Origin of the sequence: Aeromonas sp. FL131 (genome assembly GCF_049860615.1) — a bacterium.
In the GTDB taxonomy this organism is placed as follows: domain Bacteria; phylum Pseudomonadota; class Gammaproteobacteria; order Enterobacterales; family Aeromonadaceae; genus Aeromonas; species Aeromonas hydrophila.
In genome coordinates, this window is record NZ_CP187595.1 from 2546120 (window position 1) to 2571688 (window position 25569).

At 61.4% G+C, this 25569-nt stretch carries 22 protein-coding genes and 3 tRNA genes; 6 read left to right on the top strand and 19 right to left on the bottom strand.

The window, feature by feature from the left end; all coding sequences use genetic code 11:
* Positions 1-19: 19 nt before the first annotated feature.
* The 15 genes from ACPW75_RS11710 to ACPW75_RS11780 form a co-directional block, all read right to left on the bottom strand.
* The gene (locus tag ACPW75_RS11710; protein WP_106886410.1) at positions 20-625 is read right to left on the bottom strand and encodes a hypothetical protein; all 606 of its coding nucleotides are present in this window, start codon (positions 623-625) and stop codon (positions 20-22) included.
* Positions 626-747: 122 nt separating this feature from the next.
* Positions 748-1050, bottom strand: coding sequence for a YkvA family protein (locus ACPW75_RS11715; protein ID WP_025201450.1), 303 nt, complete (start codon positions 1048-1050; stop codon positions 748-750).
* Positions 1043-1399 carry a hypothetical protein gene (locus ACPW75_RS11720; RefSeq protein WP_042014323.1) on the bottom strand — a complete coding sequence of 119 codons (357 nt, stop codon included), beginning with the start codon at positions 1397-1399 and terminating at the stop codon, positions 1043-1045. Before ACPW75_RS11720 ends, ACPW75_RS11715 begins: the two co-directional genes overlap by 8 nt.
* Positions 1400-1546: 147 nt before the next feature.
* Positions 1547-2752: a tyrosine-type recombinase/integrase gene (locus tag ACPW75_RS11725; RefSeq protein WP_118880881.1), complete on the bottom strand. Its 1206-nt coding sequence runs from the start codon at positions 2750-2752 to the stop codon at positions 1547-1549.
* A 349-nt stretch (positions 2753-3101) separates the two neighbouring features.
* Positions 3102-3188 (bottom strand) — tRNA-Leu (locus ACPW75_RS11730).
* A 41-nt stretch (positions 3189-3229) separates the two neighbouring features.
* Positions 3230-3303, bottom strand: a tRNA-Cys gene (locus ACPW75_RS11735).
* A 34-nt stretch (positions 3304-3337) separates the two neighbouring features.
* A tRNA-Gly gene (locus ACPW75_RS11740) sits at positions 3338-3413 on the bottom strand.
* Between the two features lie 181 nt (positions 3414-3594).
* A complete protein-coding gene (pgsA, locus tag ACPW75_RS11745; protein ID WP_011706577.1) occupies positions 3595-4149 on the bottom strand; it encodes a CDP-diacylglycerol--glycerol-3-phosphate 3-phosphatidyltransferase in 555 nt (184 codons plus the stop codon).
* Between the two features lie 303 nt (positions 4150-4452).
* Positions 4453-6303 carry an excinuclease ABC subunit UvrC gene (uvrC, locus tag ACPW75_RS11750; RefSeq protein ID WP_118880880.1) on the bottom strand — a complete coding sequence of 617 codons (1851 nt, stop codon included), beginning with the start codon at positions 6301-6303 and terminating at the stop codon, positions 4453-4455.
* Between the two features lie 188 nt (positions 6304-6491).
* On the bottom strand, positions 6492-7136 hold the full coding sequence (uvrY, locus tag ACPW75_RS11755) for a UvrY/SirA/GacA family response regulator transcription factor (protein WP_011706579.1): 645 nt from the start codon (positions 7134-7136) through the stop codon (positions 6492-6494).
* A gap of 212 nt (positions 7137-7348) precedes the next feature.
* Positions 7349-8110: a 3-deoxy-manno-octulosonate cytidylyltransferase gene (gene kdsB / locus ACPW75_RS11760; protein ID WP_024944871.1), complete on the bottom strand. Its 762-nt coding sequence runs from the start codon at positions 8108-8110 to the stop codon at positions 7349-7351.
* A complete protein-coding gene (locus ACPW75_RS11765; protein ID WP_011706581.1) occupies positions 8107-8295 on the bottom strand; it encodes a Trm112 family protein in 189 nt (62 codons plus the stop codon). Before ACPW75_RS11765 ends, kdsB begins: the two co-directional genes overlap by 4 nt.
* A 121-nt stretch (positions 8296-8416) precedes the next feature.
* A complete protein-coding gene (gene lpxK, locus ACPW75_RS11770; protein ID WP_118880879.1) occupies positions 8417-9418 on the bottom strand; it encodes a tetraacyldisaccharide 4'-kinase in 1002 nt (333 codons plus the stop codon).
* Positions 9418-11187 (bottom strand): lipid A ABC transporter ATP-binding protein/permease MsbA, encoded by a 1770-nt coding sequence (gene msbA, locus ACPW75_RS11775; protein WP_425904464.1) that lies wholly within the window; start codon positions 11185-11187, stop codon positions 9418-9420. Before msbA ends, lpxK begins: the two co-directional genes overlap by 1 nt.
* A 198-nt stretch (positions 11188-11385) precedes the next feature.
* Entirely contained in the window at positions 11386-13677 is a 2292-nt protein-coding gene (locus ACPW75_RS11780; RefSeq protein WP_205421755.1) for a DNA internalization-related competence protein ComEC/Rec2, read from the bottom strand.
* Here ACPW75_RS11780 and ACPW75_RS11785 point away from each other — a divergent pair.
* The 3 genes from ACPW75_RS11785 (at position 13615) to ACPW75_RS11795 (ending at position 16252) form a co-directional block, all read left to right on the top strand.
* Positions 13615-14133 (top strand): DUF2062 domain-containing protein, encoded by a 519-nt coding sequence (locus ACPW75_RS11785; protein ID WP_011706585.1) that lies wholly within the window; start codon positions 13615-13617, stop codon positions 14131-14133. The genes ACPW75_RS11780 and ACPW75_RS11785 overlap by 63 nt on opposite strands.
* Positions 14127-14621: a DUF2062 domain-containing protein gene (locus ACPW75_RS11790; RefSeq protein WP_045527395.1), complete on the top strand. Its 495-nt coding sequence runs from the start codon at positions 14127-14129 to the stop codon at positions 14619-14621. The genes ACPW75_RS11785 and ACPW75_RS11790 overlap by 7 nt, the downstream gene beginning before the upstream one ends.
* A 122-nt stretch (positions 14622-14743) precedes the next feature.
* On the top strand, positions 14744-16252 hold the full coding sequence (locus ACPW75_RS11795) for a helicase HerA-like domain-containing protein (RefSeq protein ID WP_077095401.1): 1509 nt from the start codon (positions 14744-14746) through the stop codon (positions 16250-16252).
* 77 nt (positions 16253-16329) lie between these two features.
* On the opposite strand, the gene ACPW75_RS11800 is transcribed toward ACPW75_RS11795, so the two are convergent.
* The 3 genes from ACPW75_RS11800 to ACPW75_RS11810 all read right to left on the bottom strand — a co-directional run bounded on the left by ACPW75_RS11800 (position 16330) and on the right by ACPW75_RS11810 (position 19792).
* Positions 16330-17520 carry an amino acid aminotransferase gene (locus tag ACPW75_RS11800; protein ID WP_077095400.1) on the bottom strand — a complete coding sequence of 397 codons (1191 nt, stop codon included), beginning with the start codon at positions 17518-17520 and terminating at the stop codon, positions 16330-16332.
* 175 nt (positions 17521-17695) lie between these two features.
* Complete coding sequence (locus ACPW75_RS11805; protein ID WP_179101314.1) at positions 17696-18637, bottom strand: hypothetical protein; 942 nt, start codon at positions 18635-18637, stop codon at positions 17696-17698.
* A 213-nt stretch (positions 18638-18850) separates the two neighbouring features.
* Positions 18851-19792, bottom strand: coding sequence for a porin (locus ACPW75_RS11810; RefSeq protein WP_425904468.1), 942 nt, complete (start codon positions 19790-19792; stop codon positions 18851-18853).
* Positions 19793-20153: 361 nt separating this feature from the next.
* On the opposite strand from ACPW75_RS11810, the gene dinG reads away from it, so the two are divergent.
* From dinG to ACPW75_RS11825, 3 genes are all read left to right on the top strand, one after another.
* Complete coding sequence (gene dinG, locus ACPW75_RS11815; protein ID WP_077095398.1) at positions 20154-22226, top strand: ATP-dependent DNA helicase DinG; 2073 nt, start codon at positions 20154-20156, stop codon at positions 22224-22226.
* 173 nt (positions 22227-22399) lie between these two features.
* On the top strand, positions 22400-23059 hold the full coding sequence (locus ACPW75_RS11820) for a YccT family protein (protein WP_011706592.1): 660 nt from the start codon (positions 22400-22402) through the stop codon (positions 23057-23059).
* A gap of 84 nt (positions 23060-23143) precedes the next feature.
* A complete protein-coding gene (locus ACPW75_RS11825) occupies positions 23144-24040 on the top strand; it encodes a histone deacetylase family protein (protein ID WP_180807327.1) in 897 nt (298 codons plus the stop codon).
* A gap of 178 nt (positions 24041-24218) precedes the next feature.
* Here the strand turns inward: ACPW75_RS11825 and ACPW75_RS11830 are convergent, their stop codons facing one another.
* Positions 24219-25367 (bottom strand): MFS transporter, encoded by a 1149-nt coding sequence (locus ACPW75_RS11830; RefSeq protein WP_101148962.1) that lies wholly within the window; start codon positions 25365-25367, stop codon positions 24219-24221.
* Between the last annotated feature and the right edge of the window lie 202 nt (positions 25368-25569).

Sequence of the window (25569 nt, forward strand, 5' to 3'; positions counted from 1 at the left end):
GGTGAGCACTATGCAGGGGTTATTCGATGGTAGAAGTTACGGTACAGAGCTCATTGGTTAGCGAACCCAAGCGCTCAAGGTAATCAGGCACCAGTTCGTGCAGCATCGGATTGCCGTCTGCCTTCTGGATCAACTTCAGACCATCCGAACGCAGAATGGCTGATAAGAATCCGGCGTTATTGGCGCTGCCACCATTAAACAGTCGCTTCATGACGCTGGATTTAAACGGCTTGTCTGCGGGCAAGGAGCGCAACACATCGTCAATCGCCGACAGCGCAATCCACTCCTTGCTATGCAGACCCCCACCCTGATTGCCTGTAATTTTCAGGAACAGCTCGCCACTCTCTTCATGACGACCGATGGCATAGAAAATCAGCCCTTCTGATCGGGCACTGAGTTTCTCGGCGGTATGGTTGAGCAAGGCGTGTATGGGGGCAGGACCGCCGGGCACGGAGTCTGCGGTGTCGCCGGGTCCAGGCCTGGCCTTGTCGGCGTCAGCCGCAAGGGCTGGCGAGAGAGGCTCGGCGCAGCCGCTTGCTCCAGATGTGAGAGGGCTCTCGTCGGCTGGCGTGGTGCTGGCGGGTTTAGGGGTCTCTTCAACGCGGTGTTTACGGGGTCTTGCCATGATAGTTTCCTTACAACGTCGTTAGATAACCGGAGATTGCGATCTCCAGTTCATCGGTAGATGGGTCATAGATAAAGGGTCATAGAAAACGCGATAGCGCGATAGGACCGACTCCATCACTGTCACAGTGATCTCATCCGATCCTTGGCAGATTGACGGTGATGTGACTTAACCGGTAATGCGGCTAATGCCGAGGTGATGACTGATAAGTCATCCAGATAACCGGCAAATGGAATGGGGTCTGGTACCACGTCGAACGGGTTTACCAGATAAGCCAGCGCACCGATGATGAGCGCATAGCACCAGACCGGCAGATCGCCATCCGTGAGCAGGACATACAAGAGCACGGCCTTCTCCAGCAGCTCCTTAATCCCCTTGATCTCTTTTAACTTGCGCATGATGTCGCTATGGCTGGGATTACTCATGGTGCATCACCTCCAGGGTGGGAAGCAGCGGTGCATTTGAGTGGATCAGCAGGTAAATTCCCGCCCCCTCATCGTTGAGAATGGCCAGCAGCAGGCGCCAGTCTTCGGATATGGCGAATTCTTGCTCCGGGTAACGCAAACCGAACATCACCTGATTCTGGGTATGCTGTGGCATGGCCTGGAACTCATTCACCGAGTCCGTCATCTCGATAATGACCAGACTACAACCGGTCGTGTCCCAGAATGCCCTCGCCTCCTCTACTGATGAAAAGGGCTCGATAATTTGCTCCATGACCAGTGAGTAAATGTCCGGGTAGGCCGCGAGCAATGTCTCCTCCGGCCATTCCATACAAGTTTTCATCGTGTTTCTCTCCAACTAAAAGGCCCTTAAGCTCAGATGAACTTAAGGGCCTGGGAACTGTGACATGTGGACCAACAGCCGATGTGACAGCGCTGTCTGGTTATTAATATCTGTTTATAAACAATACCTTTTCGGTCACTCCGCCTGGATCATAGACGAGAGACCTTCGCTGATATTGCGACTGCGCTCAGAGGTCAGCTTTGCATACCGCTGGGAGGATTGAATGCTGGCGTGGGCTAGTTGTGCCTTGACGTCATACAGGCTGTATTGCCCGGAAGAGACCAAGGCACTGGCGACCGAATGGCGAGCTGTATGGAAGCAGACCTCATCGCGGTCTTCGATACCGGCTTTCTGCAACACCCGTTCATAGGCGCACCTTGGTTCACCGATGGGTTTGCCCTGACAGCGAATATGCTGGCTCGCGAACACATAGGGATTACCGGCTATTCTGGGGAGCTTCTCCAGAATATCGATAGCCAATGTGCTCAGGTAAATGATCCGGCTCTTGCCATTCTTGGTCAGGGGTACGAACAGCGTCTTATCCTCCCAGTTCACATGTTCCCATTTAGCGAGTAACACCTCTGATTTTCTTGCCCCCGTCAGATAGAGCATCGCGATGAAGCTGCCTGCAGCTTGATTGCGATCCTGCAATGCCACCTCAATGACCCGTTTCATCTCTTCAATCGATAGGAAACGCGTCCTGGCATTGTCCTCCTTCAACAGCTTGATCTTGGCCGCCTCATTAGTCTCCAGAATGCCCCAGCGCACCGCATAGCTGCCCATGGTCTTTAACTGGGCCAGCACCCGGTTGGCGGTACTCGGTGCGTAGGCGGTCTGCTGAGGGTTGTTGGGGTGAACCATCTCCGATTGCAACTGCAGGACATCCATCGCCTTGAGTTGCCGGTAACGCATGGCACCAAAGCGTGGTTCTATGTTGTGTTTGAACCGCTGAATGTCGCTGTTGATCGATCGTTTGCCGATGGTCTTGAGGTGCGGCAAAAAGGTCTGCCAGAAGAACTCCGAAAGGGTGGGCTCAGTTTTGTAGCTATCCCGCTCTGCTACCGGGTCGATGCCTTCTGCCAACATCGCCTTGTACTTGCGGGCAATGGTCCTGGCTTGGATCACATCGATATCGCCGAATCGTCCCAAAGCAATGCTGCGCTTCTTGCCCTGGAGGGTATAGCGCAGTAGGAAACGCTTACTGCCTTGGCTTTTTCCTGACAAGAGTTTTAAGCCGATGACCTCTGTATCGGAGAACTCCAGTTCAGTAGCGCCAGCCTCTCGTTGTTGTGCGGGCAAAGCCTTGATGGCTGCATTGGTAAAGCGAAATTTGGTCTGCATAGATACCTCCGATGATGGGTTAGATCATGGGATTAATATCTGTTTCAAAGGGGATTCAATGCGGGTTTGGGAAGTGCGCGGTCAAGACGTAACAGCACGCCACGCTTGCCTTAGTACCAGAGACAGACCCCGGAAAAGTCCGGAGCAGTAGCCTACCAAACGTCCTTGGCTATGTTGGAAGACTGAGCAGGTTGTTCGCAACGAGTAGCAGGAAGTAGTAAGTCGCTTAGACAAGAAATGGACAAGAAAGGAAAAGTGAGAGAGGGGAAACGCTGGGGAGCAGAAACAAAAACGACGCAATGAAGCGTCGTATCTGTTTAATCTGTAAGGCTTTTTTCTTCAATTTTAATGGTGCCCGAGGCCGGAATCGAACCGGCACGACGCGAACGTCGAGGGATTTTAAATCCCTTGTGTCTACCGATTTCACCACTCGGGCACCGTAATCGGTATCAAGCTCGCGCCGCGGGCTTGTCAATATGGAGGCACGTTCCGGAGTCGAACCGGACTAAACGGATTTGCAATCCGCTGCATAACCGCTTTGCTAACGCGCCATGCAAAAGAGAGAAGCTCTCTATTGTCTGAATTTGGAGCGGGAAACGAGACTCGAACTCGCGACCCCGACCTTGGCAAGGTCGTGCTCTACCAACTGAGCTATTCCCGCAATGGTCTGGCTGACTGCCTGACTACGAGGACGCATTCTAGCGATGTTCCTCGCCCAGTCAACCAAAAATGTTTAATACCCTGATCGTTCGAGTGTTTTTTGCCCTTTTCCTGCATTTTCAACGTTCACGACCGTTTCCCTGCCCCAAGTGCGGGGAAACGGTGCTTAGTACAAACGCAGACTAGAAGCGGGAGTGGTAGGTCAGATCGCCCCAGGCGGCTTTCATGTACTGGAACATGGACCAGAAGGTGAGCACGGTGGCCACATAGAGCAGCACATAGGCCAGCCACACCATCCAGATGTCGTACTGCCAGATGAGACCGGTGAGCGACACCATCTGGATCATGGTCTTCCATTTGCCAATCCAGCTGACCGCCACCGAGGAGCGCTTGCCAAGCTCGGCCATCCACTCGCGCAGGGCGGAGATGATGATCTCGCGGCCAATCATGGTCATGGCAGGAATGGTCACCCAGATGGTGTTGTAGTGCTCGACGATCACCACCAGCGCCGCCGCCACCATGATCTTGTCGGCCACCGGATCGAGGAAAGCGCCGAAGGCAGTGGACTGGTTCAGCTTGCGGGCAAGGTAGCCGTCAAACCAGTCAGTCGCCGCCGCCAGGATGAAGACGATGGCCGCCGCCAGATAGGACCACTGATAGGGAAGGTAGAACAGGATGACGAAGACGGGGATGAGCAAGATCCGAAAAAACGTCAGCAGATTAGGAATATTTGTCATTATTTTCAGCCACTTCTTGTATGCCGCTACATGGTAGCCCCAAGCCGATCACGGATGCAACCGGACAGGCGCCCGCCTTGGTCTATGAATCCATCAACAACCTCAGGATGCGGGCCATTATGGCATTTACGGCCCCCCTGCGTCACGGCTCTTGTGTGCCGGGATCCCCGAAGTGAATGAACCCAGAGTGAATGATGTGACTCAACTCGCCCCTTGCCGATACCTTGGGCGACAACCCCTGTTCGCCATCAGGGCAAACAGGGGCAACATGGAGGCGCATTCACCCCGTCTCGGCTACCAATGCTAGAGCGAGTGCAGGGCGTCGTGGATGGACTGGGCCAGCTCCTGGCTGATGCCGGGCACCTTGGCGAGCTCCTCCACCCCGGCTTTTTTCACCTCCTGCAGCCCACCCAGGTACTTGAGCAGCGCCTGCCGCCGTTTCGGCCCCACCCCCGGAATGTCCTCCAGGGTACTGGTGGTGCGGGCTTTCGCCCGTCTGGCGCGGTGGCCGGTGATGGCAAAACGGTGGGATTCATCGCGAATGTGCTGAATCAGGTGCAAGGCGGGCATATCTGCCGGCAAATGCAGCTCTTCGTGGCTCTCCCCCAGGATCAGGGTCTCCAGCCCCGCCTTGCGGGTCACCCCCTTGGCGATGCCCACCAGCAGCGGATATTTGCCCCCCAGAAACTCCAGCTGACGGGCCAGGATCTCCTCGGCGCGGCGCAGTTGGCCAAGGCCGCCATCGATAAACAGCACGTCAGGCACCTTGTCCGGCTCCTGCTGCTTGCCAAAGCGACGCTCCAGCGCCTGCTCCATGGCGGCGTAGTCATCCCCGCCGGTGATACCGTCGATGTTGAAGCGGCGGTATTCCGAGGAGAGCGGCCCTTCCCGGTTGAACACCACGCAGGAGGCCACGGTGCGCTCCCCCATGGTGTGGGAGATATCGAAGCACTCCATGCGGGCGATGGGGCGCTCCAGCTCCAGCAGCTCCTCCAGCTGGTCATAGCGGGCGGTGGTGGTGCTCTTGTGGGCGAGCCGCGAGCGCAGCGCGGTCTGGGCGTTGATGGAGGCAAGCTTGATGAAGCGGGCCCGTTCGGCGCGGGTACGACTCACCACCCGCACCTTGTAGCCGGCGGTCTGGGTCAAGGTCTCGGCGATGACGTTCTCGTCTTCGAGCGCCACGTCGAGCAATACCTCGCTCGGGATCTGCCGCCCCCCCTGCCCCGACAGATAGAACTGCAGCAGGAAGGATTGCACCACCTCGTCGAGCTGGGTATCGGCCGGCACTTTCGGGAAGTAGCTGCGCGAGCCCAGCACCTTGCCCTGGCGGATGAAGAGCACGTGGATGCAGGCGGTCCCCTGCTCGAAGGCCACCCCCACCACGTCGAGCTCGTCCAGCACGTTGCCGCTCACCGACTGCTGCTCGGTCACCCGGCGCAGCGCCTGGATCTGATCCCGGTAGCGGGCCGCCTCCTCGAAACGCAGATCGCCGCTGGCGGACTCCATCTTGCCCACCAATTCGCCTATCACCTGCTGGTTCTTGCCCGCCAGAAACAGCTTGGCCAGCTCCACCTGCTGGGCATACTCGGCCTCGCTCACCAGCCCGGCCACGCAGGGGCCGGCGCAGCGCTTGAGCTGGTAGAGCAGGCAGGGGCGGCTGCGGTTGGCATAGACCGCATCCTCGCACTGACGCACCGGGAAGATCTTCTGCATCAGGTGCAGGCTCTCGCGCACCGCACCGCCGGAGGGGTACGGGCCGAAGTACTCCCCCTTCACCTTGCGGGCACCGCGATGAACACCGATGCGCGGGTGCTGGTGCGCGGTGATGATGATCCAGGGGTAGGATTTGTCGTCGCGCAGCAGCACGTTGTAGCGAGGCTGGTACTGCTTGATGAGGTTGTGCTCGAGGATCAGCGCCTCAGTTTCGGTGTGGGTGACCGTCACCTGCACGTCGGCGATCTGGCGCACCAGGGTGCGGGTCTTGATGCTGTCGACGTTGGCCCGAAAGTAGGAGGCGAGCCGTTTTTTCAGATCCTTGGCCTTGCCCACGTAGATGACGGTGCCGCCGCTGTCATACATGCGGTAGACGCCGCTCTGGTGGGTGACGGCACTGAGAAACGCCTTGCTGTCGAAGAGAGGTTCAGACGAGGTCATGCTGGCTCCGGCAACGGGGATCGAGGTGCTGGATCTGGGGGATCGCGGCAAACGGAAGATCGAAAGAGAGGCTCATCGGCAACTCGGCTCAACGGATGAAAGCAGAAGACGGCACAGAGCATACTGCGCCAGACCGGCAAAAAGCAAAAAGGCGGCACAGGCCGCCTTTGATGGCTACACGCCGCCCGTTACAGGGTATCGGCATCCAGCATGCCATAGCGAATGGCCAGATGGGTCAGCTCCACATCGCCATTGATGTTGAGCTTGCTGAACAGCCGATAGCGGTAGCTGTTGACCGTCTTTGGGCTCAGGTTGAGCTGTTCGGAAATATCGGTCACCTTCTGCCCCTTGGTGATCATCATCATGATCTGCAGCTCGCGCTCGGAGAGGGACTTGAAGGGGTTCTCGTCGGCCGAGGCAAACTGGCTCAGGGCCATCTGCTGGGCGATCTCCGGGGAGATGTAACGCTGACCGGAGTGGACCAGGCGAATGGCGTGGATCATCTCGTCCGGCGCAGCGCCCTTGGTGAGATAGCCGGCGGCACCCGCCTGCATCACCTTGGTCGGGAACGGATTTTCTGAATGAATGGTCAGCACTATGATACGCACATCGGGCCGGATCCGCAGGATCTTGCGGGTCGCCTCCAGGCCGCCGATGCCCGGCATGTTCATGTCCATCAGGATCACGTCGGGATGGTGCTGACGACAGAAAGTGACTGCGGTTTCCCCGCTCTGCGCCTCGCCCACCACCTTGATCCCGCGGACATCTTCCAGAATGCGTCTTATCCCTGTACGCACCAACTCATGATCATCGACCAGGAATACATTAATCACCCAAACACCCCGTTTTTTATCTCGTTATATGCCAGTTAGGGTTAACACGGCGTCTTGCATCATAACCAAACTCGCTGATTTGGCAAACCATGGCCGGGAAAAGTTTGAAAGTGCTCATAAATGGTGTTTTGAATCAAATAATTATATAAAGATTAAACACAAAAAACGGCGCCCGCAGGCACCGTTCAGAGTCATTTTTGCTGTTGTCGGCATCAGTTCGCCAGCAGCGCGCGCACCTTGTCCAGATCGGCCTGGGTATCCACCCCGACCGGCGGCGCCTCGAGCGCCTGGGCCACGTGGATCTTCTCCCCGTACCAGAGCACCCGCAGCTGCTCCAGCGCCTCGATCTGCTCGAGCAGGCTCGGCGCCCAGTCCACGTAACGCTGGATGAAGCCGGCGCGATAGGCGTAGATGCCGATGTGGCGCTGGTAGTGATCGCCAATCTGCTCGCGATTCGCGGCAAAGCGATCCCGATCCCAGGGAATGGAGGCGCGACTGAAGTAGAGGGCGTAGCCCTCCTGGTCGGTCACTACCTTGACGGCGTTCGGGTTGAACACCTCTTCGGCGTCCTGGATCGGCACCGACAGGGTCGCCATGGGCGCCGTGGCGGCGGCCAGGTTGTCCGCCACCTGACGGATGATGACCGGCGGAATGAGCGGCTCATCCCCCTGCACATTGACCACTATGGTGTCGGCGGCAAAGCCGTAGTGACGGCACACCTCGGCCAAGCGCTCGGTGCCGGACTGGTGATCCTTAGAGGTCATGCACACCTCGAAACCGGCCTGCCCGGCGCAGGCGGCCAGCGCCTGCTGCACCCGCTCGTCATCGGTGGCGACGATCACCCGATCGGCGCCCGACTGCAGGGCTTTTTCCACCACGTGCTGCACCATGGGCTTGCCGTGGATGTCGGCCAGCGGCTTGCCCGGCAGCCGGGTGGAGGCGTAGCGGGCCGGAATGACGACGACGAAGCTCATGACGACAGCTCGTCGCTGCTGAGCGGACGGGCGCGGTTCTCCAGCAGCACCGGGATCCCCTCCTCCAGCGGATAGGCCAGCTTGTCGAAGCGGCAGACCAGCTCATGCACGGCCTTGTTGTAGTGCAGCTTGCCCTTGCAGACCGGGCAGGCAATGATGTCGAGCAACTTGATGTCCAAAGCCAAAACGATACTCCTTCAACGATGTCGCACCGGCGGTTTCATCACGCCGGCGATGGATGTCGAGCAACCAGATATACCATGCGGGGCATGATAAGCCCCTGCTCCCCCACGCGGGCGAGAGAGATTAACCTTGTGCCTGGGTTGCGCCTTGCCCCTTCCCGCTCGTCCCCAGCTTGTGCAGCAGGGTATCGAGCAGGGAGGCGGGCAACTCGGCGCTGACCGGCAGATACCACCAGTTGTCGAGGGCAAAGGAGCGGCACTTGACCGCATCCTTCTCGGTCATCAACAGCGGCTTGCCGGCAAAGCGGCCCACCAGCTCGTCCCGACCGAAGGGGTGGTGATCGCCGTAGGCCACCCGCTGATCCAGCTGGTAGCCGAGCCCTTCGAGGGTGGCGAAGAAACGGGGCGGATGACCAATTCCCGCCAGCGCATCGACCGGGCCCGCCAGCGGCGTGGCCAGCGGGGCCTCGTCGCACACCCGGCGGGGAGCGTCAGCCACCAGCCTCATGGGATACTCTCCCCGCCCCGGCTCGCCGCCGTTGCAGATGATGGCGTCCACCCGCTTGAGCCGGGTGACCGGCTCGCGCAGCGGCCCCATGGGCAACAGGCAGGCGTTGCCGAAACGACGCGCCCCATCCACCACCACCAGCTCGATGTCCCGGGCCAGCGCATAGTGCTGCAGGCCGTCGTCGGTGATGATGATGTCCACTTCGCCGCTCTGCTCCAGCAGACGTACCGCATCGGCCCGTTTCGGGGCAACCACCACCGGGCAGCCGCAGCGCCGGGCAATCAGTACCGGTTCATCCCCCGCCTGCGCCGTGGTGCTGGCGGCATTGAGCCGGTACGGGTAATGGGGCGCCTTGCCACCATAGCCGCGGCTCACCACCCCCGGGCGATAGCCGCGGGCCTGCAACTGCTCCACCAGCCAGACCACTACCGGGGTCTTGCCATTGCCACCCACCGAGATATTGCCCACGACGATGACCGGCACAGAGGCACGATAGCCCTTGCACCAGCCATGACGATAGGCGTAACGGCGGGTACCGCTGATGACGGCGAACAGTAGGGCAAAGGGGGCCAGCAACCAGCGCCAGCCACTCTTTGCATACCAGAGCCGCTCCAGCATCAGGCGTTGCCACCTGCGGTGGCATGGCCGAACTGGATGGCGCGCAGCTGGGCATAGGTGCCCTGCTGGGCCATCAGCGCCGCGTGGTTGCCGCGCTCGACGATATGGCCTTCATCGATCACCAGGATCTCGTCCGCCTTCTCGATGGTGGAGAGGCGGTGAGCGATCACCAGCGAGGTGCGCGCCTTGCACAGCTCGTCGATGGCTGCCTGGATGTGGCGCTCGGACTCGGTATCCAGCGCCGAGGTAGCCTCGTCCAGCAGCAGAACCGGCGCATCACGCAGCAGGGCACGGGCGATGGCGATGCGCTGACGCTGACCGCCGGAAAGCGACGCACCGTTCTCGCCAACCACGGTTTCATAACCGTTGCTCATCTTGCTGACGAACTCGTCGGCGTGGGCGATGCGGGCCGCCTGCTTGATCTCGTCGAGGCTATATTTCTCTTCCGCGGCGTAGGCGATGTTGCTCGCCACCGTGTCGTTGAACAGGTGGACATGCTGGGAGACCAGGGCGTACTGCTTGCGCAGCTCGCTCAGGCGGTAATCGCGGATATTGACGCCGTCCAGCAGGATCTCCCCCTGTTCGATGTCGTAGAAGCGGGTCAACAGGCTGGCGATGGTGCTCTTGCCGGAGCCGGAACGCCCCACCAGCGCCACCGATTTACCCGCCTCCACCTTGAAACTGACGTTGTGCAGCGCCGGGGTGTCCTTGGTCGGGTAGGTGAAGGTGACGTTGCGAAACTCGATCTCGCCGCGGGCGCGCTCCAGGGTACGGGTACCGGTATCCTGTTCCGGCTCGGTGTCGAGCAGGCCAAACAGGCTGTGGCAGGCGGTGATGGCGCGCTGGAACTGGTTGTTGACGTCGGTCAGGCTTTTCAGCGGCTTGAGCAGCATCATCATGGAGGTGATCATGACGGTGAAGGTACCGGCAGTCAGCTCGCTGCGCACGCTGTCGATGGTGGCCACATAGAGGAAGGCCGCCAGCGCGATGGAGGCAACCATCTGCACCACCGGGCTGCTGATCGCATCGGCGGCGACCATCTTCATGGTCTGCTGGCGCATGTTGTTGCTGACCTTGAAGAAGCGCTTCTCTTCCACCTTCTGGCCACCGAACATCAGCACCTCTTTGTGCCCCTTGAGCATCTGCTCGGTGGAGGTGGTGATGTCACCCACCGCCTGCTGGATGTGGCGGCTGATCTGACGGAAACGACGGCTGATGAGGCCGATGATGATGCCCACCACGGGCCCCACCACCAGGAAGATCACCGACAGCTGCCAGGAGTGCCAGAACATCAGGCCGAGCAGGCCGACCACGGTCGCCCCTTCCCGCACCAGGGTGACCAAGGTGGTACTCGCCGCCGAGGAGACTTGGCTAGCGTCATAGGTCACCTTGGAGAGTAGGTGACCGGTGTTTTGGCGGTCGAAGAAGCTCATCGGCATCGCCACCATATGATTGAACACCTGCTGCTGCAGACGCATCACCACGTGGTTGCCGACCCAGGCCATGCAGTAGTTGGAGAGGAAGTTGGCGACGCCGCGCAGGGCCACGATGCCCAGTACGAAGAAGGGCATCCACTTGAGCACGGTCGGATCGTTGCCGTTGATCCCCTGGTCGATCAGCGGCTTGATGGAATAGACGAAGGTGGTATCCACGGCGGCGTAGCCCAGCATGCCGATGATGCCGCCGATCAGGCCAAGCTTGCGGTCACGGACATAGCCGAGCAGACGCTTGAAGACAGGCCAGCTGTCTTGTGAGATTTCTTGTTGCATGAATAGCCGTTAATAAGGGAAATGACGGGCTATTCTAGCCAAAGCGCTGGATTACACCAAGCGGTGCCCATCACCAAGGCGGGAAATCACCGCCGTTATCCCAGCCAAAGCGCAGGATTACACCAAGCATCGCCAGCGCATGTCCCTCGCCAAGACAGGAAATGACGGCCGTTATCCCAGCCACAGCCGGGTTTACGCTCAGCGATCAGGCCAGAATGCAGGCCGCCACCAGTCACCCTTGCGGCGAAACCAGGGGCCCTGCTCCCGTTCGGCCCGGATCCACAGCCCACCCGGCGCAGGCTCGACCAGAATTTCTCCGTCCAGCCCGGTGACCCATTGCTGCGCCTCCTGGTAGCGGGCCACCACCTCGGGGCGGGGAAAGCCCCACTGGTTCATGAAGCCGGCGCTGTGCACCACATAGCGGGGGGCCACCGCCGCCACGAAGGGTGCCGTGGAGGAGGTGCGGCTGCCGTGATGGGGGCTCACCAGCAGGGTGCTGGCAAGCCCCTCCCCTTCCAGCGCCAGCAGCCGCTGCTCTGCCTGCCGCTCGATGTCGGCACTGAGCAGGATGCGCCGTTCCCCGTCGCGGATCTGCAACACACAGCCGTCGTTGTTGTGACCAGGCCCCGGTTGCTGCGGCCAGAGCACCGCCATCTCGAGCCCCTGCCAGCGCCACTGCTGGCCACGCCGACACAGGGTAGTGAAGCGGCCGAAGTCGAATGACGAGAGCTCGTGGCGCACCGGCAGAGCCTGCAGGATGGCGCGCCGATTGCCGGCGTGATCCCTGTCCTTGTGGCTGATGACCAGATAATCCAGCACCCGCACATCGAGCCGGTTCAGCAAGGGCAGGATCACGGCATCCGCCATGTTGTAGCCGCCCGGGTAGCGATCGCCGGTGTCGAAGAGGATGCCACGCTCGCCCCGGGTGATCAGCACCGCCAGCCCCTGCCCCACGTCCAGCACCCTCAGTTGCCAGTGGCTCGGCGCCGGCCAGGCCGCCAGCAGCAGGGCCACGCCCCCTGGCAACAGCAGCGGACGGCCGCCCGGCACATGCCAGGCGCACCAGAGCAGGGTCAGCAGCGCCGTGAGCGGCAGTACCCAGCCCGGCACCGGCCACCAGAGCTGCCACTGACTGGCCAGCCGGGCCAACGCCCACAACACCCACTGCAGGCCGACATCGGCCAGCCAGAACAGCAGGTGGGCCAGCTCCCCTGAAAGCGGCGCCAGCAGCACCCCGATGAGCGCCAGCGGTATGATGCCGATACAAAAGAGCGGCAATGCCAGCAGATTGAGCAGCAGCGACAGCGGGGCAATCCCCTCGAACAGCGCCAGTTGCAGCGGCAGCAGCCCCAGCAGCAACAAGCCCTGCAGACGAATGAGCCCGGGTTTTGCCTCCAGCAGGCTCGCCACCAGCAGCAGAGCCACCGCCAGGAAGGAGAGCCAGAATCCGGCCGAATAGAGGGCAAAGGGATCCCAGAGCGTGAGCACCACGAAGGCCCACAACCAGATGCGATGGGCTGGCCACTCCCGCCGTCGCCAGCGCAGCAGACTCCACACCAGCACCATGATGAGGGCCCGTTCGGTGGCCACCGCAAAACCGGCCAGCCAGCTGTAGAGGGCGGCAAACAGCAGGGCGACCAGAATCGCTCCCCGCAGCCCGAACAGTCGCCCCAGCCACCAGCCGAGCACCGCCACCAGCGCGATATGCTGCCCCGAGATGGCGATGATGTGGGTCAGCCCGCAGCCTCGAAACAAGCTCCACTGCTCATCCGTGATACCGCCCTGTTCGCCGAAGGTGAGCGCCGCCAGCAGCGGGCCCTGGCTCAGATCCTGCCAGCTGGCGGCGGCCCGGGCCAGCCAGCGCTCGCGCAGCCCCGTCTGCGCCGGCTCAATCTGGATCACCCGGCGCAGGTTGCCGGTGGCGGTGATCCCCTTGCCGAGCAGCAGGCGCCGCCCATCCATCCCCGCCTCGTTGGCCAGGCCGTGGGCCGGTTTGAGAGAGACCACCAGAGTGAGGCGACTACCTGCCGTCATGGCGGGCAGCGCCTGGTAGGCATTGATGCGCACCAGCGGCGCCGGAGTGAGCGCCTGCTCGTCGAGCCTGTTTACCCGCAGCACCAGCCGGATAAATTTATCGCCCTCGGGTTCTGCACTTTGCAGCTGTGCGGTTATGATGTGGCTCGTTTTTTTGCCGAGCTGATCCAGCCAGGCAAGCCGGTAGTGCAAACTCCCCTGCATCCAGAGGATGCCGCACAGCAGAAACAGCAGCCGCCAGCAGCGGTAACCGGCCAGGGGGAACGCGAGCAGCAGCATCAGGCCACCCCATTCCCATGAAGGCAACCATGGCCAAAGCAGTGAGGAGCTTGCCCCGAGGGCAAACGACAACAGACGCAGATCCATGGTGCAAGTATTTAGCAAGGTTTCAATATGCCCAAACGACTCATACAACGCTGGCTGCCTGATCCGGCGACACTCAAGGAACACAAGCACTTGCGGCTGTTTGGCAAGCTGCTGCTGGATGCCAACCTGTGGCACCTCAATCGGCGCTCGGCGGCCGGTGCCTTCGCGGTGGGGCTGTTCATGGCCTGGGTGCCGCTTCCCTGCCAGATGTTGCTGGCGGCCGGCGGCGCCATCGCCTGCCGGGTCAACCTGCCGCTCTCGGTAGCCCTGGTCTGGCTCTCCAACCCCTTTACCATGCCGCCACTGTTCTACGGCGCCTATCTGACCGGCTGCCAGCTGCTGGGGCAATCCTCCCAGCACATCGAGATCGAGTTCACCTGGGCCTGGCTGGTGTCGGTGTTCGAGACCGTGGCCCCGCCGCTGCTGCTGGGTTCGCTGGTGCTGGCCCTGCTCAGCTCCCTCATCGGCTACGCCCTCATTCGTACCTGCTGGCGCATCAGCACCGTGCGCCAGTGGCAGAAACGCAAGGTGGCCCGCGCATGCTGAATCGCTGGTTCGCCCGCTTCAAGATTGACCCCGATACCCTGCGCCAGCAGAAGTGGTTCTCCCTGTTTGGCGAGCGCCTGCTCGCCCCCGCCCTCTGGCAAGGGGGGCCGCGCGCCCTGAGCGGGGCGGTGGCGGCCGGCATCTTCGCCTGCTGGTTTCCCATCCCCATGCATTCACTCATCGCGGTCGGGCTGGCGCTGGCGTTCAGCCTCAACCTGCCGCTGGCGCTGCTGGCGGTCTGGTTCAACAACCCGCTGACCCTGCCCTTCATGTACCTCTACGCCTATCGCACCGGTTGTCTGGTGCTGCACAAGACGCCGGAACCGTTTCACCTCAGCTGGACCCTGCACTGGCTGGAGCACGAGGCGGCCACCCTGGTGCCCCCCTTCCTGCTCGGCAGCCTGCTGCTGGCGGTGCTGACCGCCGCTACCGGCGGCCTCCTCACCCTGCTGCTGTTGCGCCTCGGCAAGCTGGTCCGCAGTCGCTAGCCCGCCCACCTCGTCAGCCTCTGGCGCGCTGACGAGGCACTGCCTTGCCATCCCCGGATCCTGCCACCACACTCCTTGTAACCCGTTGTTTTTCGTCCCCCATTTGCCACAAGGAGCCCACCATGGCCGAACCGCTCACGCTGGCCCATGCCAATGGTCATCCCCTCGCCCTGCTGCCAGCCATGGCCAATCGCCACGGCCTCATCACCGGCGCCACCGGGACCGGCAAGACCGTCACCCTGCAGGTGCTGGCGGAGGGGTTCTCCCACCTCGGTGTGCCGGTCTTTCTGGCCGATGTGAAGGGGGATCTGAGCGGACTGGGCGCCGCCGGGGCGGGCTCGGCCAAGCTGGACGCCAGGCTGGCCCAGCTCGGCATTGCGGCCCCCGCCTTTGCCGCCAGCCCCACCCTGTTCTGGGATCTGTTTGCCGAACAGGGCCACCCGGTGCGGGCCACCGTCTCCGACATGGGACCCCTGCTGCTCGCCCGCCTGCTCGGCCTCAACGATACCCAGAGCGGGGTGTTGGAGCTGGTGTTCAAGGTAGCGGACGACGAGGGGCTGCTGCTGCTCGATCTCAAAGACCTGCGCGCCATGGTGCAGTTTGCCGGTGACAACGCCAAGTCGCTCACCACCCGTTACGGCAACGTCTCCACCGCCTCCATCGGCGCCATCCTGCGCAACCTGCTCACCCTGGAGAGTGCGGGCGGCGATCACTTCTTCGGCGAACCCATGCTGGACATCCAGGACCTGCTGCAGACCGATGAGGCTGGCCACGGTCATATCAATGTGCTGGCCGCCAGCAAGCTCACCCAATCCAGCCGGCTCTATGCCTGCTTCCTGCTCTGGCTGCTCTCCGAGCTGTTCGAGCAGTTGCCGGAGGTGGGGGATCCGGACAAGCCGGTGCTGGTGTTCTTCTTCGACGAGGCGCACCTGCTGTTCAACGATGCCCCCAAGGCGCTGCTGGAGAAGATCGAACTGGTGGTGCGACTCATCCGCTCGAAAGGGGTGGGCGTCTACTTCGTGACCCAGAGCCCGGCCGATATCCCCGACAGCGTGCTGGGGCAGCTTGGCAACCGGGTGCAGCACGCCCTGCGCGCCTTTACCCCGAGTGATCAGAAGGCGGTGCGGATCGCCGCCAACACCCTGCGCGCCAACCCCGCCTTCGATGCCGCCGGCGTCATCACCGAACTCGGTGTCGGCGAAGCGCTGGTCTCTCTGCTCGACGAGAAGGGACGGCCCAGCATGGTGGAGCGCGCCTTCATCGCCCCGCCAGCCAGCCGCATCGGCCCCTTGAGCGACACCGAGCGGCAGGCGCTCATTCAGGGCTCCCTGCTGCACGGCCGCTACGAGACGCCGGAGGATCGCGAGTCTGCTTTCGAGCGGCTCAACGGCGGCAAGGTGACAACCACTGGCGAGCAAGGCCGCGAACAGCCATCCAACGGGGAAGGCGGCTTGCTCGATGCCCTCAATGGCATCCTGTTTGGCCGCACCGGCCCCCGTGGCGGCCAGCACGACGGCGTGGTGCAGACCGCCGCCAAGAGCGTGGCCCGCACCGTCGGCAACGAGGTAGGTCGCCAGCTGGTACGCGGCGTCCTCGGCTCCCTGCTGGGGGGCGGTAAGCGCCGCCGCTGAGACCAGCACCAGGAAATGAAAAAGCCCGCCGGGTCTCCCCGGCGGGCTTTTTACTGAACGGATATCGGCGGTCGTGCTTACAACACCTTGGCGATCGCATCGCACAGGGGATCGATATTGGCACGGGTGATACCGGCCACGCTGATCCGGCCCGAGCCGACGATGTAGATGGCAAACTCGCTCTTGAGGCGCTCCACCTGATCCTTGGAGAGACCGGAGAAGGAGAACATGCCGTTCTGCTCGCGGATGAAGCTGAAGTCCTGGTTCACGCCGCGCGCCGCCAGTTTCTCCACCAGCAGCTCCCGCATCTCGCGAATGCGCACCCGCATGGCCGCCACTTCTTCCACCCACTCGGCATAGAGGGCCGGATCGCTCACCACGGCGGTGACGACGGCGGCGCCGTGTGACGGCGGGTTGGAGTAGTTGGCACGAATGACGGTCTTGACCTGGGTGAAGGCCACGTCGGCGATCTCCTTGGTCGCACTGACCAGGGTGAAGGCGCCGACCCGCTCGTTGTAGAGGCCGAAGTTCTTGGAGAAGGAGCTCGCCACCAGCAGCTCGTCGTGGCACTCGGCGAAGATGCGCAGACCTTCGGCATCCTCTTCGATACCGCGGGCAAAGCCCTGATAGGCGAAGTCAAACAGCGGCAGCCAGCCGGCAGCAGCACTCTGCTTGGCCAGTGCGCGCCACTGATCAGCGGTAGGGTCGATACCGGTCGGGTTGTGGCAGCAGCCGTGCAGCAGCACCAGATCGCCTGCCTGCACTTCAGCCAGCGAGGCCTGCATGGCGGCAAAGTCGAGACCCTTGCTGGCCGCATCGTAGTACTTGTACCACTTGACGGAAAGGCCAGCAGCCTGGAACACGCTGACGTGGTTGGCCCAGGTGGGATCGGAGATCCAGACAGTCTTGGCCAGACCGTTGCGCACCACGAACTCGGCGGCGATGCGCAGGGCACCGGTACCGCCCGGCGCCTGAGCAGTCTTGGCCCGGCCGCTGGCGACCAGCGCAGAATCGTGCCCGAACAGCAGTTGCTGCACGATGCGGCCATATTCGATATTGCCTTCGATACCGAGGTAATTCTTGGTCTTCTCGTCGGTCAAGAGCTTCTGCTCGGCTTTCTTGACGCAGTGGAGAATGGGGGTGGCACCGGTCTCATCCTTGTAGATCCCGACCCCCAGGTTGATCTTGTGGCTGCGAGAGTCAGCACGGAAGGCTTCGGTCAGGCCCAGGATCGGATCCGCTGGGGCGGCAACAACCTTTTCAAACATGGTATTCCCTGTATTCCGTTGAGTTCGTTGGCTGGCAAAGCGTGTTGGCACACCGTCCGTGACACGCAAAACACGTGGCAAACAAAAGCGCCCATCTGGCGAGCGCTTCGTCAACTCTTTATATCACCGTGCAGAGTGGGGGCAAACCGCTTTTTCGGCCGGATCTGCGGCAATCTCAACCGATGGCATGCCAGCCCGATGCCAGGGCACACACCTCGGCCGACAAGCCGCGGTTGGACTCCACCAGATCGCTGCACCACGCCCGCAATGGACGGGGGATCCGGCTCGGTTCCCAGGGGCGCGCGTCCTGCAGAGGGGCGGCATAGGCCTCCTTGATGGGAGCCAGATCCCGGGGCAGCCACCAGCTTGCCGGACGCCCCAGTCGCTGGGCCAGCGCCTGCACCCGATCCACCCCGGCAGGGTCGAGAGCGGTGAGATGGCTCCACAGCACATTGGGCGGCAAAGCGGCCACCACCTGCTGCAGGGCTAGGGAGGCAGATGGGGGTGCCCACACCAGCAAGCAGCCTGACTCAAGAAGAAGCTCGGCAAAGGCGCCGACGCTGTCGGTGGTGATCACCCGCTTGATATTCCCTTCCCCCCACAGGATCTTGCCAAGATCCTCAAGGGTGCGCTCAGGTAGGGCCACTTCGCCGAGGGCCTGCAGCCAGGGCGCCGCGTCGATCAGGGTACCGCTGCTAAAAAAGAGGCTGAACGGCTGGGCGGAGCGCAAGCGCAACAGCTGATCGGCACAGAGCCGAATGCCCTTGTCCTCAAAGTCGATCTGCTCGTTGGGGGTGAAGTTCACATCTGACTTGCGATAGAGCGCCGCCAGCACCCGCTCGTTAACCTGCTCCCCCAACTGCCAACCCTGAGCATGAAGCCACTCCTCAGGCTCGGGGAGAGCGGTGGCGATCTCGGCCAGCATCAGCTCGCGGGTGAGATAGCGCCGTCCGGCCGGGGTCAGCTCATAGCGGTGATTGCCAAGGGGGAGCAGCAGCTGATTGTCCTTGAGCATGCCGATGAGGGGCTGCCACTGGCGACCGCGGATAACCTGGGGCGCCTCATCCAGCAACTGCTGAGCCAGCGCTCGCCACTCGGGGTGACTGAAATCGATCACACGCATCCTTCCCTGTCGGCAGACCATCTTTCAACGAATTGAATAATCTAGCGATTTACGACTAAGGAGCCAAGGGCGGAAAAGAGACAACGTGACCTGGCGCAGGGCCAAACGGCGGAGGGAATAAGGTGAAAGGCAGATAAAACAAAACGGCCAAGCAAGCTTGGCCGTTTCATCAACTCTTTCAACGTTCCCTACGAGAGGGAAGCGTGATTAGAAGTTGTATTGCATACCAACAGTCCACTCGTCATCTTGCTGACTCAGGCCTTGGATTTTGTATTCGGTGTAAGCTTTCAGCTTGGAGTTGAAGGCGTATTCAACACCCATGGAGGTGAAATCTACGGTGTCTTCGTAAGAAGTTACACCTTCCACTTTCGCTTCAGCGAAGTTGTAGCCAGCCAGGAAGGTCCAGGCGTCTACGTTGTAGGAAGCAGCCAGCTCGTAGCCACGCGCCTTGGCATCGTTGAAGCCGTCGAACTTGTAGGTGGATTCGTTATACAGGGCAGCGAAGTAGAAACCCTGATAGGTGTAGCTTGCGGCAACAGCCCAGTCATTCTTGTCGGTCAGATCAGCACGGCTGAAAGTACCGTTTTCGGAAGTGATGGTGAGGGTGGAGGCATCTTCGAAGCTCTTGGACTCGTAACCTGCTGCCAGACCCAGACCAAAGTCGAAGTCATAGGTTGCGCCCAGGGTGTAGCCGTGGTCCATTTTACCTTCAACACCAGACCAGCCAGCGTAGTTCGCATCATAGCTGCCGTTGTTGGTGATGTAGCCACCCTTCAGGCCAAAACCGTTCCACTGACCGTTATAGATAGCCTGACCTTCTTGACGACCATCATAGACGTTGGCCATGTCACCGTAGTCGTTGAAGATATCGGTCTTGGCGACGGTTGCATTGTAGAAAGCAGTTTCTGTCTGACCAAACAGGAACTGGCCATACTGGGAACCATCGAAGCCAGCATAGATGTGACGAGCCTTCAGCTCACGCTTATCGCTGCCATAGGAGTTTTCGGAGGCCAGTTGCCACTCAGTTTTGGCAACGCCAGACCAGGTGTCATTCAGAGCCATTTTGCCGGACCAGCCCAGACGGGCATAGGTGGTCAGCTCACCATCATTCTTGGAGTAAGAATCTGCGTCTGCATCGCCTACTGTAATTAAACACTAAGTTGTTGTTATTCCCTGTGTTAGCGATGTTCTTTGCATCACTATGGGGCCCGAGACTAGCACCGGGTTTTGCAATCCGCAATGAAAAAACTTGGAACTTTTTGAGAAAACCATAGTCATAGGGAAAAAATTGTGAGCTGAATCCCATATTGTTTGCCCTCTCAGGGAAAACGTTTACAGCGATACGCGCTGCCTGAAACGCCCTTTTTTGGTGGTTTATTGCACGCACAATCCACCCCATGACATAAGTGCGGATCCCGGCCCATAACCCCTGCCTCACCTTGCCTCGACCCAGGCCGCCTGTTGCGGGTATCCTGTGACCATTCATCCCAGACACGGTCACACCCCATTCATGCTATCGACTCGCCTCAAAGCCACCATTCGCAATACCTATCGACAGATTGCCGATGGTTTACCCGGTTTTGTGCCGCGCAAGGAGCAGAATTTTCTGGTGGCCGAAATCGCCAAGACCCTCACCGGAGAGTATGAAAAGAGTCGCCGCATCCTGGTGGCCGAAGCGGGCACCGGCATCGGCAAGTCCCTCTCCTATGCCCAGGGCGCCATCCCGGTGGCGCGGCTCACCCAGAAGAAGCTGGTGATCTCCACCGCCACCGTCGCCCTGCAGGAGCAGTTGATCCACAAGGACCTGCCCTTCTACCATCGCCACAGCGAGCTGCCGTTTCGCTTCATGCTGGTCAAGGGGCGCCAGCGTTACTGCTGCGAACATCTGCTTGAACAAGCGGCAAGCGGCGCCGATATGGCCAATTTCGAACTCGATTTCGGCAGCTTGAGCAAACACAAGCCGTCAGATTCTGACAAGGAGCGCTATCAGGCGCTGTGGCAGGCCTACACCGAGGGGAAGTGGGACGGGGACAGGGACAACTGGCCCAAGCCGATTCCGGATCTGTGCTGGGATCGCATCGCCGCCGATCGCCACAGCTGCAACAAGGCGCTGAGCCACCACCAGCACTGCCCCTTCCACCGTGCCAGGAATGACATGGACGCCGCCGATGTGCTGGTGGTCAACCATGCCCTGCTGCTCTCCGACCTCACCATGGGCGGCGGCATCATATTGCCGCCACCGGACGAGTGTATCTATGTGCTGGATGAGGCCCACCACCTGCCGACCATAGCCCGGGATCACGGCGCCGCCTCGGCCAGCATCAAGGGGTCTCGCCGCTGGCTGGAAAAGCTGGTGCAGAGCGCCGGCAAGCTGGCCAGGGCACTGAACAAGGAGAGCTTGCTCGACCCCCAGCTCAAGCTGCAGGATGCCCTGGCCTCCCTGCAACCGGATCTCAAGGCGCTGGAGCAGTGGCTCGCCGGCAACGATCAGCTGTTTGGCACCGAGCAGCACCACAGGTTTGCCGAGGGGGTGCTGCCCGATCCCCTGCCCATGCTGGCGGAGAACCTGAAGGAGGCGAGCAAGAAGGCGCTGCGGGCGCTGGACAGGATGCAGGGTGCCATCGGCGAGGCGCTCAAGGACGGCGAAATCCGTCGCAAGGAGGCCGAGCCCCTGCTGGCGGAGAGCGGTTTTCACCTGCAGCGGCTGGAGAGTTTCTGCGCCCTGTGGGAGATGCTGAGTCGCCACGTGCCCACGGGCAAGACACCGCTGGCCCGCTGGATGGCCAAGAACGAGGATGGGGACATCTGGCTGCACGCCTCCCCCATAGAGGTGGGTTATCTGCTGGAGGAGTGGCTCTGGTCTAGGTGCCTGGGCGCCGTGCTGGTCTCGGCCACCCTCACCGCCCTCTCCTCCTTCAGCTATTTCCGCCATCAGGTGGGACTCAAGGAGCACGACGGCACCCGCTATCTGCGACTGCGCTCTCCTTTCGAGTACCACAAGGCCGAGCTCTATCTGCCAAAAATGACCCATGAACCCAGCGCCCCCGGCTTTACCCAGGAGCTGGTCGATACCCTGCCCCGTCTGCTGGCAGGCAAGGAGGCGAGCCTGGTGCTCTTCTCCTCCTATCGGCAGATGAACGAGGTGGCGGTAGGGCTGCGGGCCAAGGGGCTCTCCCTGCTGGTGCAGGGGGAAGCGTCACGCAACGCCCTGCTGACCTTGCACAAACAGAAGTGCGATGGCGGCCAGGCCAGCATCCTCTTTGGCACCGGCAGCTTCTCCGAGGGACTGGACCTGCCCGGTCACTATCTCACCAATCTGGTGATCACCAAGCTCCCCTTCGCGGTGCCGAACTCCCCGGTGGAAGAGGCCACCGCCGAGTGGGTCGAAAAACGCGGTGGCAACCCCTTCCTGCAACTGACGGTGCCGGAGGCGTCTCGCAAACTGATCCAGGCCTGCGGTCGTCTCATCCGCAAAGAGGCGGACAGGGGCCGGGTCACCATCCTCGACCGACGTCTATTGACCAAGCGTTATGGCAAGGGGTTGCTCGACGCGCTGCCCCCCTTCAGCCGTCGGATTGAGTAAGACAGGGGCCCATTGGCTCGGTCAGCACCCGTGTCGTGGCTTGCGTTCGCTTTAAGCATCGGGGCCGAGAGGCAACCCAGGCGCCATAAACGCCTATTGCTGCCCTTGGGCAAACCTGTAAAAATGAGCCCCTGTTTTTCAGTGGGCACTCGCCGACTGTTCAAGGAGATGAAATGAAACTGACTGTTCTGGTGCCGGCCCTGGCTGGTCTGTTGTGGGCAGGTAGTGCCCTGGCCGATGCCCAATTGGAAGTGACCAACCCCTACGTCGTACAGCTGGTCGATGGCCAATCCATCAATCCCAAGCTGCTCGACAAGACGAGTACCTATCCTATCAAAGCTGGCAAGCACCAACTGGTTGTCGCCTTTGAAGGCAACTACTCCAGCCGCAGCGAGACCAAGCTGGTGACTGCCGAGCCCCTGGTGATCAACTTCACCGCCGCCGACAACCAGAAGCTGGTGCTGGACTACAAGAAGCCGCGCAACGAAGCTGAAGCCAAGTTGTTCGTCAAAGAGCAAAAAGTCGCACTGAAAGACAAGAGCAGCAACCAGGTCGTTGCCAGCGAGCAGTTCGTACTGCCGAAAGTCGAAGGCTTTCAGCTGACCCGTGACTATCAGCAAGAACTGATCAACATGGGCAAAGCCTTCAATCAGCCCAAAACTGTTGCCATCTCCACCGCCGCCGTCATGGCCGCCAACAGCGCCCCGGTGCAAGTGGCCCCGAGCAAGGCTCAGAGCAACCCGGAAGCCCTGACCCAGCTGCAAAACTGGTACAACAAGGCCGATGCGGAGACCCGCAAAGCCTTCCAGATCTGGGTGATCCAGCAGCAGTAATGGCGCGCGAGCACTCGTTTCGTGCGACAAGGGGAGCCTGGCTCCCCTTTTTCATATCTGCCTCTCTGCCAAGGCCCTGCCGTCATGTCACTGCGCATCTTCTATCACCCCCTCTACTCCGCCCTGACCCTGCCAGCGCGCCATCGCTTCCCGCTGGCCAAGTACCAGGCGCTGTTCGAGCGGCTCGGCCGCCTCGGCTATCCGCTGGCAGAAGCCGCCCCCGCCAGCCCTGATCAGATAAAGCGAGTGCACGATACCGCCTATGTGGAGGCAGCCCTCGCCGGCACCCTTGATGCCGGCGCCATTCGCCAGCTCGGTTTTCCCTGGTCGCCCCTGTTGATGGAGCGCACCCTGCGCTCGGTGGGGGCCACCCTGGCCGCCAGCCGCCATGCCTTGGAGCAGGGTTGCGGCCTGCAGATCTCCGGCGGCTATCACCACGCCCACCGGGACGTTGGCAGCGGCTTTTGCCTCTTCAACGATCTGGTGATCGCCGCCCAAGTGTGCCTGGACGAAGGGCGCTGCGAGCAGGTACTGATCGTCGATCTCGATGTCCATCAAGGGGATGGCAGCGCAGCACTGTGCCAGGGGCGGCGCGACATCATCACCCTCTCCCTGCACGGGGAGCACAACTTCCCTCGCCACAAGCCCGCCTCCCACATGGATTTCCCCCTGCCAAGCGGCATGGCGGACGATGCCTATCTCACCACGCTGGCAGAGGCGCTCAACCTGGCGTTGCGGCTCTATGCCCCCGACCTCATCCTCTATCAGGCCGGGGTCGATGTGCATAAGGACGACGAGCTTGGCTATCTCGCCTTGAGCGATGAGGGGGTACGCCAGCGCGATGCCATGGTCTTTGACTGCGCACAGCGGCACGGGCTGCCCATCGCCGCGGTGCCGGGCGGCGGCTACCGGCGCGACTGGCAGCAGTTGATCCCGCTGCATATGTCCTTGTTTGAAGAGGCGAAAAAGCGCTACGGCTAGCCGTTTATCTCTTCGTGAATCTCTCCTCTCCATGAATCTCTAACTGGCAACCGTTGCAAACAACGAGGCGGCCCTGGGGCCGCCTCTTCTTTATACCCGGTACCCTATTGATAGCGGGCACCCTAGCACCGTCTTTCCCCCTTGTCGGGAAGCGAGGTTGGGATCCTGCAGCCCCCGTTCAGGCGTGGGCCACCGGCGTCGGGTGTTCACCCAGCTTGCGCAGCAACATCAGCAGATACACGCACGACACGCCAGCGATCACGATGAACAGCTGGTTGTCCGAGTAGTGCTGCATCAACAGCGAAGTACAGGCCGGGCCGAGCAGGCTGCCGATGGTGTAGCTCAGCAGCAGCGCCTGGTTCATCGCCACCAGCTGATGGTGCTCGACCTTCTCGCAGGCCCACGCCATGGCCACCGGGTAGAGGGTGAAACCGGCGGCGCCCAGCACAAACAGCGCCGGGCCCATCGCCACACCGCTGAGCATGGCCCCGCACCCCAGGATCACCACCAGCACCTGTACCCGCAGCACCGGCAGGCGACCAAACCGATCCGCCAGACGGCCCACCGGCCACTGCCCCAGGATACCCGCGCTCACCATCACCGCCATCCAGTAGCCAATGCCGGCATCGCTCACCCCGCGGTGGTTCAGATAAAGCGGCATCAGGCCGTACAGCGACCCCAATACCATGCCGGAGATGATGCAGCCATCGACCCCGAGCCGTGCCTGCCGCAGCCGCAGCATAGGCCAGACCCGGGTGCTCCCTTGCTGCTCATTGCGCTCACTGACGATGCGGGTGAACAACAGCGGCAGGATAGCCGCCAATACCAGCCCGGTCGCCCAGGGCAGCACATCCATCAGCGCGGTCGGCAACTTGCTGACCAGCAGTTGCCCAAGCACGGTCCCCAGGTAATAGACCATCATGTAGGCAGCCAGCAGCCGCCCTCGATTGCGCGCGTTGCCACTGCACATCAGCGCGCTCTCCACCACCACCCAGATCATGGCGCAGCCGATCCCGGCGAGGAACCGCCAGCCGAGCCAGCTCCAGAAACCAAGGGTAATGCCGAGCCCGACACAGCCAGCGGCAAAGAGGGCGGAGGCCAGGTAGTAGCTGCGGTTGAACCCGTAGCGTTTGATCAGCGCCCCCGCCAGCAGGGTGCCCAGCAGATTGCCGCTGAAATAGGAGGAGCTGACCATGCCCACCTGCCAGGTCGGCAGATTGTCATGGGCCAGCCAGAGTGGCACCAGGGTGTTCAACACCGCGATGGCCAGCGTGAGCAGCAGCAGGCCGCAGAGCAACAACAGCACTGGCCGGGTGTAGGTGGTCATGGGTAATACCGTGAGGAGAGTCAAAATGCGAGCGCATCATGCCACCGCCAATGCCATTGTCAATCGGCGTTAATTGGCGCAGGGGATGTTTTTTTCGCGCTGGCAACAAATCCTCATTTGGCACAGAGCTGCACTTGCTCGGCAGCCGGCTTATCCCCTTGATTAACGGGTAGTTTGGCGGTCTTGATGAGGGCATGGCCGG